The organism is Fluviicola sp. (assembly GCF_030151805.1).
Lineage (GTDB): Bacteria > Bacteroidota > Bacteroidia > Flavobacteriales_D > Crocinitomicaceae > Fluviicola.
This window is the reverse complement of the sequence record NZ_JASLCN010000092.1, coordinates 18,583-28,121: the sequence shown is the minus strand read 5'-3', so window position 1 is coordinate 28,121 and position 9,539 is coordinate 18,583. Positions and strand designations below refer to the sequence as shown.

Sequence of the window (9,539 nt, the reverse complement as noted above, 5' to 3'; positions counted from 1 at the left end):
ATTCGATCAACGGAATGCCGACTTTTGTGAAAGACAGTCTGAATACAGATGTGAACCGGAATTTCATTGAAGCAACGAATATCGAAGGCTTGAAAGATGAGGAATCCAGTGCATACAAGGCCGATTTGATGAAGTGTTACTACAAACTTCAGAAAAACACTTCCAACGGAAAATCGAATCTATACACTTATCTGAATGTTTCGAAAAACGTTCATTCCAATCTTTTTGAACCCGTTTCGAAAAAATCTGCAAAAAAAATTACGGCATTGGTATCCGATCTTGGAAAAGGAGATTTGGAAGCTAAGTTGCGTGAACTGGAATACAAACTGAAAACCGAAATCGGCGTTACGGAAGAGTATTTTGAAGGAATTAGTAGCCTGGACAACATCGTTACCAAAAAGATCACCAACGAAACAGGAATGATTAAATTAATGATCGCTTGTCTGAAAGAACTGAAAGTGAAGTTTGAAGTGGTGTTGACATCTGACCGCGAACAAAACCCGTTTTTGACGGACTACGAAGCATATAACTTCCTGGATGAAACAATGATCTACATCAGCGACATCCAAAAGTACTGGTCTCCGGGATTGTTCTCCAGAATCGGCTTCCCTCCTTTCGAATACACTTACAACAATGGTTTGTTTATTGAAGAACGCATTGTGGGCGATCAGGCTTTCGGAGTAGGAAAAGTGAAATATATCCCCGGGACCAAAAGCACCGAATCCATTGATGAGATCAACACCATTGTGACGTTTGATTCAGGATTGACTGAACCAACGGTTGAATTGGAGCGAAAATTATCCGGATACAAAGCGATGTTCCCTCAGTTCATCCTGGATTTTGTTCAGGACGATGCGAAGAAAACAGAATTGAAAGAAGACGTTTTGTTATACCTCGACGAAGATGCGAAACTTTCGGATGTTTCTTTCCAGAACGATAACAGCAAAGTTGCAGGAAAAGAAACCTTTGTAGCAAAAGGAAAAATTTCGGGAGCAAACTTTATTGAAAAAGCAGGAACAAAAACACTTTTGAAAGTGGGAATGCTGATCGGTCCACAAGCTGAAATGTACAACAAAGAACCTCGCAAATTGCCGGTTTCAACTCAGTTTACCCGTCAGTACGTGCGAAAAATCATCATCAATATTCCGGAGGGTGTTACGGTGAAAAACCCGGAAATCCTGAACATCCATATTGTAACGAATGATGAAAAACCATTGCAATCGGGTTTCATCTCTTCTTATGAAATGAAAGGAAATCAATTAATCGTTACCGTGAACGAGTTTTACAACAAGGTAAACTACCCGGTTTCGGAATACGACATGTATGAAAAAGTGATTAACGGGGCAGCAGACTTTAATAAGTTGATCCTGGTTCTGGAATAATCCGATAACGATCATTCAAAAAAAAATCCCCGGCATTTCGACTTCGTTCCATGACCGGGGATTTTTCATTTCATCCATTTCATTTTTTGCAATTACTTGCGATCTGGGTCATCACTTTTGTAGCGACCTGCATTTCCTCCTGCGTGAGACCGTCCAGAGCCGTCGCGCGATTGGTAGGAATTACCTGATCCATTGCATCAATTGCTTCCAATGCTTTTTTAGTAACTAAGATGTCCATCTTTCTGCGATCCGATTTGTTAATCTTACGCTTCAGGTACTTGGCCTCTACCAACAGGTTAATCATTCTGTTGACAGAAGCTGCGTCTTTGAAAACGAGTTCCGAAATCTCATTCTGCTGAATTTTCGGGTTTTCGATCAGGCATTTAATGACCAACCATTGGTCAATAGTAATTTGGTGGCCCAAAGCTCTTAATCTGGCTTGAGCAAACTGACGATAGGTGCGAATGGCTCTATCTATCTTATAAAAAATTATAGAATCCAGCTTTTCCACGTTCAAGATGTTATTGTTGTTGTAGTACATGATAAATTGAGTTATTATCAGGACGACAATTATTAGGAATGAGTTGCATTGCGGGGGCAAAAACCATGAATTCTTTTAAATGCCTTACTGAAAGATGCCAGGTCTGCATAGCCGAAAATCATGCTGATTTCCGTCCAGGTATACGCATCTTCTACATGTAACTTCCTGGCTTTCTCCATTTTAATATTGCGAAAATAACTGGCAGGACCAATTCCCATATACACTTTAAAACTTTTATTCAATTTCGACACTGAAAACCCGATCATGCTGGCATGTTTCGAAACATCGAAATTTTCCTGGGGGTTTTCATTCATGTAAACAATCAACTTATCAATTGCTTTACAATCTTCCGGATGTAAGATCTTATTCATAGTCAATAGATTGCTTTTACAAAGTTACATCTTTAATCATTGATTGATACATCAATTAAAAATCAAAATCATTTTATTTGACCATTTAGATTGATTTTTAACCGTTTACAACTCAAGGTAAAAACGGACAACAAAAAAAGCTCAAAAAATAGTCACTTTTGAAGAAACAATTTAAAACAAAGGATATGATACAGTGGTTCGTTCATCAAGTAAGCGTTATCGATCTTTTCGCAATTTTCGGTAAAAAATAACTCACAATATTTCTTCAATAGTTTAGGTAAGGGCTCTGTTTCGTTTTAACCCTTGGTAAAAACGCTGTTTTAGCCGGGAAAACATGGAGATATAGAGTACAAGTTAGGTAATATAAGTTAGAATGCTTCAGCATTTAACAAAGCAAAGAAACATCCCCCGAATTGAAGAAAACCAGCTGTGTAGCTGAGTAAATTAAAGATCGAACCCTGATATTCTGTATCAGGGTTTTTGAGCTTCCGTTAATTCTTCTTCCAGTTCATCATTCGAATCCAGCAATTCCTCCGCACTTTTAAATGCGATTTTACGAAATACATACCGCAATACAATCAATGCCAGAATCGCAAGCACTCCGGCTACAAAGAAAGGTGTTCCGAAAAAAATGGCATTTTTCTCTGCCAGAGGAACGGATTTGTAAAAAATCCACATCATGAATACGGGACCGGTCATTTCTGCCAAACTCATCAAAGAAGTGAAAATTCCCTGAAGTTCTCCCTGCTCATTATTCTTCGCTTGTCCGGAAACCAATGAACGAATACTCGGATCCACAATTCCCGAAAATGCATACGGTAAAATAATCACATACATCATCCAGCCATACGGAATCAAACCGATTCCAAGAGTGACCATACTCAGAATAATCAAGCCCAAAGTTGCAGCTCCCTTTTCTCCCAATCGCTTCACAATCGGGCCGGCCATAGCTCCCTGAACCAATCCGAAACAAACACCCACAACGGCAAGAGAAATTCCTACGTCCTTGGTTTCCCAACCAAAACGGGCAATGGTATAGTAATTCCAAACGGAATGAACCGCCATATTCGACAATAAAACGATGAACGTAACCAGGAACAACCCTCTGTATTTCGGAAAGCGGACGATCTGTACAAGTGCCCCGATTGGATTTGCACGCTTGAATTCAAATGTTCTTCTCTCACTCACCGGTAAGGATTCCTTTAAAAAGATGAGTCCGTAAACAAAATTTGCCAGCGATAAAAACGCTGCCACCATGAACGGAACGCGTAATCCAAATTCAGAGGCTACACCACCGATCGCAGGTCCGATAATAAAACCAACCCCAAAAGCAGCTCCGATCAATCCGAAATTTTGTGCCCGATTTTCATTCGTGGAAATATCCGCAATATAAGCCGCAGCTGTTGTAAAACTTGCCCCGAACATTCCGGAAACGGCTCTTCCCACAATCAGCCATGCCAAACTGGGAGCAAAATACATGAATACGTAATCCAGCCCCAAGCCCAAAAGTGACATCAGGATAATTGGTCGTCTTCCGTAACGGTCGCTCAAATTTCCAATCAAGGGTGAAAACAAAAATTGCATCAATGCATAGGTTGCCAAAACAATTCCCGAATATTTCGAGGATTCGTTAATGGATAAATGCGTCGCATCTGCAATCAGACTCGGAAGTGATGGGATAATAATTCCCAACCCGATTGAGTCGATACAAATCGTAATTAAAATGAAGATTAAGCCTTTTGTTTGTTTTTCACTCATGGCGCAAAATTACGGATTCATTTTTGTTGAAGAATAACCCGAGTTTAATTTTAGGTAAATGGTGGCTTTCGGAATGTAAATGGAGAAGGGAAAATTGAGAATTGAAAAGGAAAAGGGAGAAAATGGATGGATTAAGATGTGATTCAAAACCTTTTGAACGATATATTCTCTATTATCAATTCAATAAGCTAGCTTTGCAGGATGAAGCGTGAATTGGTTAAAACTGCCGACGGGTCCACAACGATTTACATTCCCGAGTGGAATGAACATTACCATTCCAGCCACGGAGCCTTGCAGGAAGCGCAACATGTTTTTATCAAACACGGATTAAATCCGAAATCGGATGATTACCTCACGGTCTTTGAAATGGGTTTCGGAACCGGGTTGAATGCGCTTCTCACCTATTTTGCTTCTGAAAAAAGAAATCAATACGTTCATTATATCGGTTTGGAAGCTTTTCCGCCAACTGCCGAAGAAATTGAAGGAATGAATTACACGTCGTTCACCAACGATCCGGAAGCCGTTGAAATCTTCCAAAAACTGCACCAGGCAGATTGGAATGTGGCGCGGGAAATTTCGGAGCATTTTGTCCTGGAAAAAATCGGAAAGAAAATCCAGGACCTGGAATTAGGAAAAGGAACCATCGACCTTTGTTATTACGATGCCTTCGGTCCGAGAGTTCAACCGGAATTGTGGACTCCTGAAATCTTTTCAAAAATCTATGATTGGCTTAGTCCGGGTGGTGTTTTGGTTACTTATTGTGCCAAAGGACAAGTGAAACGCGATTTGAAATCCGTTGGCTTCGAAGTGAGCTCTTTGCCCGGCCCTCCCGGAAAACGCGAAATGACGAAAGCGGTTAAATAATTCCGAATGAATTTTAAATATTAATTTAGATTACTCAAAAAACACAACAAATGGCAAATGTAACTTTAGGAGGAAATCCTCTACACACAAACGGTGAATTACCTGCAAACGGAACACCAGCAACTGATTTTTCATTGGTTAATTCTGACCTGGGAACCACTTCATTGGACGCGTATAAAGGGAAAAAACTGATCCTGAATATCTTCCCAAGCATTGATACGGGAACATGTGCTACATCCGTTCGCGAATTCAACAAGAAAGCTTCTTCTTTAGACAATACAACTGTTTTGTGTATTTCCCGCGATTTACCTTTTGCGCAGAAACGTTTTTGCGGAGCGGAAGGAATCGAGAATGTGGTAACACTTTCTGATTTCAGAGACGGAGAATTCGGAAGAAACTACGGATTGGAATTGCTTGACGGACCTTTGAAGGGATTGCACGCGAGATCGGTGGTTGTTTTGGATGAGAATCACCAGGTGGTTTACACGGAATTGGTTCCGGATATCAAGGATGAACCGAATTACGACGCTGCTTTAAATGCACTTTAAAATAAGGAAAAGTATTTTCCCAAATACACAAATTCCGGGAGGCGCTTACTAGTTGCCTCCCTTTTCTTTTAGCTAAATATTGCAGGAAAAGCCCCTTGAAATCTTATGTTTAAACGCAAAGCTGAAAACTCCGGACTTCTACATTCCGGGAGTTCCGGATGATTTATCAGGGATCGATATTCCTTCCGGGTCGCTGTTCTTTTCAACCCGGCCAAACGAATACGAAATTTTGAACCAAATGATGCGCGTGTCCTGCTTGGAATAACTGTTCATGTGAATATTCGGGAACGAAACACGGGTAGTGCTCTGATCCATATTGAAAATGTCTTCGAACGAAATGGAGGTTTTGATCTTTTTATCCAGGAATTCACGGCTCAAAACGACATCAAAGGCCGAGCGGTTTTTCACAAATTCATAAATCTGGTAATTTCCTTTACTTGTCAGGTAGTAATCCACATTCAATCGGATTTTCCCCGGTAAAATGAATTGGGCATACGTTCCGAAGGTCCACATTCCTTTGTTCGGATTCTGGTAATTGTACCCGGAAATGGTTGTTTTCGTAAACGAGCTATATAAATACAAAAACGACATTTTATCTACTTCAACCGGTTCATCCAAAAACTTCAGTCCTTTTGTGAAAAAGGCAAACGGAACCGGAATCGCCAGGAAGTAATTCATCGAATTCACATTGTTGTATGTCCGGTAAGTCTGAACGGTTTGCAGGGAATTGGGTTCCACAACCACTTCGCCTAAATTCAGGAATTGGGAATGCGTAAAATTGACGGAAAACTGTGCATAATCCAAAAAGGTTACTTTGAATTGGGCATTATCGTAAAAATTCGGTTTCAACTGGGTATTTCCACTCGAAGAAGTGAATGAATCGTAATACCCGGAATTATTCGGATCGTATTGGCTAAAGCCCGGAATTCCGATTTTACGGGAGTAGGTTCCGATGACATTCAACATGGAGTTTACGCGGTAAATGGCATTAAATGACGGGAAGAAGTTGAAATAATTGTTATCTAGTTTGCTGGTGACATTCGAAGCCCGGTTCAAGCGGAAATTTTCTGCCCTCACTCCTGCCCCAATGGAAACTTTTTTTCCCAGTTTCTTTTTCAGGTCCACGTAAGCCGCCATGTTATCTTCTACGTAATCGAAATCAATCACCGAAGTATAGAACGGATTCGTGAAAATATCCTGGGAGGCATTATTCAGGTTGTAAGAACCGGTATTATCGACCTTCATCACGCTGTATTTGACTCCCGTATTCACGTAAAACTTGATTTTCTCGAAAGGAATTTCCGCATCTGCACGCAGGTAAAAGCGGTTGATATTCATGTAATAATCCAGGATACTGAAATCTTCGTTCCCGGAAATGCGCTGAATGTTGTTTCTTTTCGATTTATTCTGGTAGTTGGAATAGAAGGCCGTTACGTTCAGGACGCGTTTCAAGGTGTCGAACTCCTGGCGGAATTTAATCATTCCTTCATTTCCCATTCCGTAATTGTGGGAGTTGTAATCGGTATTTAACAGTACGGGCGGAACAATCGACTGACTTCCCGTTTCGGAAAGACCTCTGATTTTATTGTCTCCGAATGAACCGTTGTAATTCAAGATCAGACTTGATCGTTTGGATAAATTCAGGTTTATCGAAGGTTTGAAATAAACATAATTGTGCGTTGTCTGCTCTTTCCGGTCGGAATTCAGTCCAAGTACCGGGTTAAACGAATTAAACACCCGTTGTGAGGTATCTCTGCTGGAGCGTTCGTTATAGGAAAACCCGGTTTGCACCTGCCAGCTCCATTTTGACCGGCGACCGTTTAAAACAAGCGATGGAGAAACTTTCTGGTTCTGGTTCAGTCCGTAATTCAATGTCACTGTTCCGGACAACCATTTGGTTGCTTTTCCGATACTGTTAATATTGATGATTGCTCCGCTGACATTCGCGTCAAAGGATGCTCCCGGATTCGAAATAATTTCGATTGTTTCGACCGAATTTGCCGGCAGACTCTTCAATAAATTCATCAGATCGTCTGTAGATAAACTGCTGGGAACATTTTCAAAATAAACACTCGCCATTTGTCCGCCAATAGCAAAACCACCACCGGGATACGGCATTACACCCGGAATTTTCAGTATCGCGTCATAAATGCTACTGATGGATAAAACGGGGTTATCTCTTACGGTTAAAGTCGTTTTATCCGCATCAATTTCGATGAACTTTCGTTGAATTCCTGTAATCGTTACCTCATCTAATTGCGAAACGGGTTCTTTCAGGTTCAATACTCCCAATTGAATGGTATCCGGAGTATTGGCTTTTACTTCAAAACTCAGGAGAATCGGCTGATACAATTGCGTTCGGATAGTAAAGGAATACATTCCCGGAATTTTCGGTAATTCGAGTACTTTCTCACAACCCGAAAATTGTTCTTTCAACAGCACGCTGTCTTTTCCCGAAATCTGCGTCGAGATGATTACCTGCTTCGTGATTTCATCACAGGGAATTTCTTTTTCAGCAAACGAAAAATGAATCCATTGCGACTGAGCGAACAAATGAGTTGAGCAAAAAAGAGTACAAAAGACGACAATTATTCGGTACATTGGGAAGTTGGGTTTTATCCGATTCCAAAATTAAAACATTCGGATGACGTAGAACGAAAGAATTGTGATCAGTTACTAAAATCGCTGATCAATGGTGTTTTTGGGTGCGTTTAAACACGTCAAAGTCCTAAAAACCGATGTGTAGAAGCAATCCCGTCAGGGAATGACATCAAATGAAGAATTAGATCATCCGATCAGTTTTCTACGCTTCCAATTGCATTGTTTTACCTGATTCACTTAACTTTACGATTTTAATCAGCAACTAAATGAGAGTAGTAGTTATATTAAGCATCTTGTTGATCGGATTGGCAGCATGCAAGAAAAAAGACATCAAAAAGATCGAAAAAGCCGTTACCAGCGGAAGCTGGAAGATTACCAGATTTATTGACAGTGGTGATGATGAAACCTCATCTTATGCGAATGCTACTTTCACATTCACTTCTGGCGGATCTATCTCGATGAATAATGGAAGCAACAGTTTTACGGGCTCCTGGAGTGTCACTAAAAAATCGAAAAGTGACGATGATTCTGATGACAGTGATTTTAAGTTTAACATCGCTCTCCCGACTCCGCATGAATCCTTATCTGATGACTGGCACATTGAAAGTTATTCGGACTCCAGGATCAATCTTCGGGATTTGGATGACGATGAACCCAACAAATCGGATTACCTTACATTCGAAAAAATATAATCTGAAAAGCGCCATTCAACCGGCGCTTTTTTTATTTATCGTTTTTTTTACCCCCCCCTTTTGTGCATTTGCTTCGTTTCTCTTAAAAACGCTCAAAAACAAGTAGATGAAAAGCTCAAAAAAATAATTGAAGAATCAGAATTTATCTTCATGCTGCTATCACATGAATGACGAATTACGTTAGATCATAAATACCTCCTTTTTAAATTACGTTATTAAAGAATTAATCTTGTTTGAATTAAACGCTGATACCATTTCCTCTATAAAGAAAGGCGACCGAAAAGTTATCCTGGACTTATACCACCACACCTTTCAGGTGTTAATGGGGAATGCTGTGCGTTATACGAACGATCAGGAAAACCAGATGCACATTGTGAATAATGCTTTTATGAAGATCATCTCTGCCATCGATCAGTTTCAAATCGGAACGGCTTATTTTTCCTGGGCCAAACAGATTGTTAAACGGGAGATTATTGATGATTTCAGGAAAAACAAACGGTACAAAGAATTGTTTGAATACAACGATGACTATCAAAATGATTCGCTGACCGTTGAACCCGAAATTGATCTTAAGTTCGAAGCAGCAGGATTGCAAAGAATGGTAGACACTTTACCTCCTGCAACAAAACTGGTTTTCAATTTATACGCTATTGATGACTGTTCTACGAAAGAAATCATGCAGGAGCTTCAAATTTCGTATGAAACCGTTAAATGGCATCTGAAAGAGGCCCGCAAAAGATTGAGAATTCAACTAAATATGAACCAAATACAGGACTGAAGTT

At 40.2% G+C, this 9,539-nt stretch carries 9 protein-coding genes; 5 read left to right on the top strand and 4 right to left on the bottom strand.

Going from position 1 to position 9,539, the window contains the following annotated elements:
* The coding region (locus Q1V93_RS03645) for a hypothetical protein (RefSeq protein ID WP_300661575.1) at positions 1 to 1,382 on the top strand (1,382 nt) is incomplete at its 5' end.
* Positions 1,383 to 1,461: 79 nt separating this feature from the next.
* On the opposite strand, the gene Q1V93_RS03640 is transcribed toward Q1V93_RS03645, so the two are convergent.
* The 3 genes from Q1V93_RS03640 to Q1V93_RS03630 all read right to left on the bottom strand — a co-directional run bounded on the left by Q1V93_RS03640 (position 1,462) and on the right by Q1V93_RS03630 (position 4,052).
* A complete protein-coding gene (locus tag Q1V93_RS03640) occupies positions 1,462 to 1,923 on the bottom strand; it encodes a MarR family transcriptional regulator (protein ID WP_300661572.1) in 462 nt (153 codons plus the stop codon).
* 32 nt (positions 1,924 to 1,955) lie between these two features.
* A complete protein-coding gene (locus Q1V93_RS03635) occupies positions 1,956 to 2,294 on the bottom strand; it encodes an AraC family transcriptional regulator (RefSeq protein WP_300661569.1) in 339 nt (112 codons plus the stop codon).
* 471 nt (positions 2,295 to 2,765) lie between these two features.
* Positions 2,766 to 4,052: a TCR/Tet family MFS transporter gene (locus Q1V93_RS03630; protein ID WP_300661566.1), complete on the bottom strand. Its 1,287-nt coding sequence runs from the start codon at positions 4,050 to 4,052 to the stop codon at positions 2,766 to 2,768.
* Between the two features lie 201 nt (positions 4,053 to 4,253).
* Between Q1V93_RS03630 and mnmD the strand changes: the two genes are divergently transcribed.
* Both mnmD and tpx read left to right on the top strand, forming a co-directional pair.
* A complete protein-coding gene (mnmD, locus tag Q1V93_RS03625) occupies positions 4,254 to 4,916 on the top strand; it encodes a tRNA (5-methylaminomethyl-2-thiouridine)(34)-methyltransferase MnmD (protein WP_300661563.1) in 663 nt (220 codons plus the stop codon).
* A gap of 50 nt (positions 4,917 to 4,966) precedes the next feature.
* Positions 4,967 to 5,464 (top strand): thiol peroxidase, encoded by a 498-nt coding sequence (tpx, locus tag Q1V93_RS03620; RefSeq protein WP_300661560.1) that lies wholly within the window; start codon positions 4,967 to 4,969, stop codon positions 5,462 to 5,464.
* A gap of 138 nt (positions 5,465 to 5,602) precedes the next feature.
* Here the strand turns inward: tpx and Q1V93_RS03615 are convergent, their stop codons facing one another.
* The gene (locus tag Q1V93_RS03615) at positions 5,603 to 8,065 is read right to left on the bottom strand and encodes an outer membrane beta-barrel family protein (protein ID WP_300661558.1); all 2,463 of its coding nucleotides are present in this window, start codon (positions 8,063 to 8,065) and stop codon (positions 5,603 to 5,605) included.
* Between the two features lie 266 nt (positions 8,066 to 8,331).
* Between Q1V93_RS03615 and Q1V93_RS03610 the strand changes: the two genes are divergently transcribed.
* Positions 8,332 to 8,757, top strand: a complete 426-nt coding sequence (locus tag Q1V93_RS03610; protein WP_300661555.1) for a hypothetical protein — start codon at positions 8,332 to 8,334, stop codon at positions 8,755 to 8,757.
* A gap of 229 nt (positions 8,758 to 8,986) precedes the next feature.
* Positions 8,987 to 9,535 carry a sigma-70 family RNA polymerase sigma factor gene (locus Q1V93_RS03605; RefSeq protein ID WP_300661552.1) on the top strand — a complete coding sequence of 183 codons (549 nt, stop codon included), beginning with the start codon at positions 8,987 to 8,989 and terminating at the stop codon, positions 9,533 to 9,535.
* Positions 9,536 to 9,539: the final 4 nt, after the last annotated feature.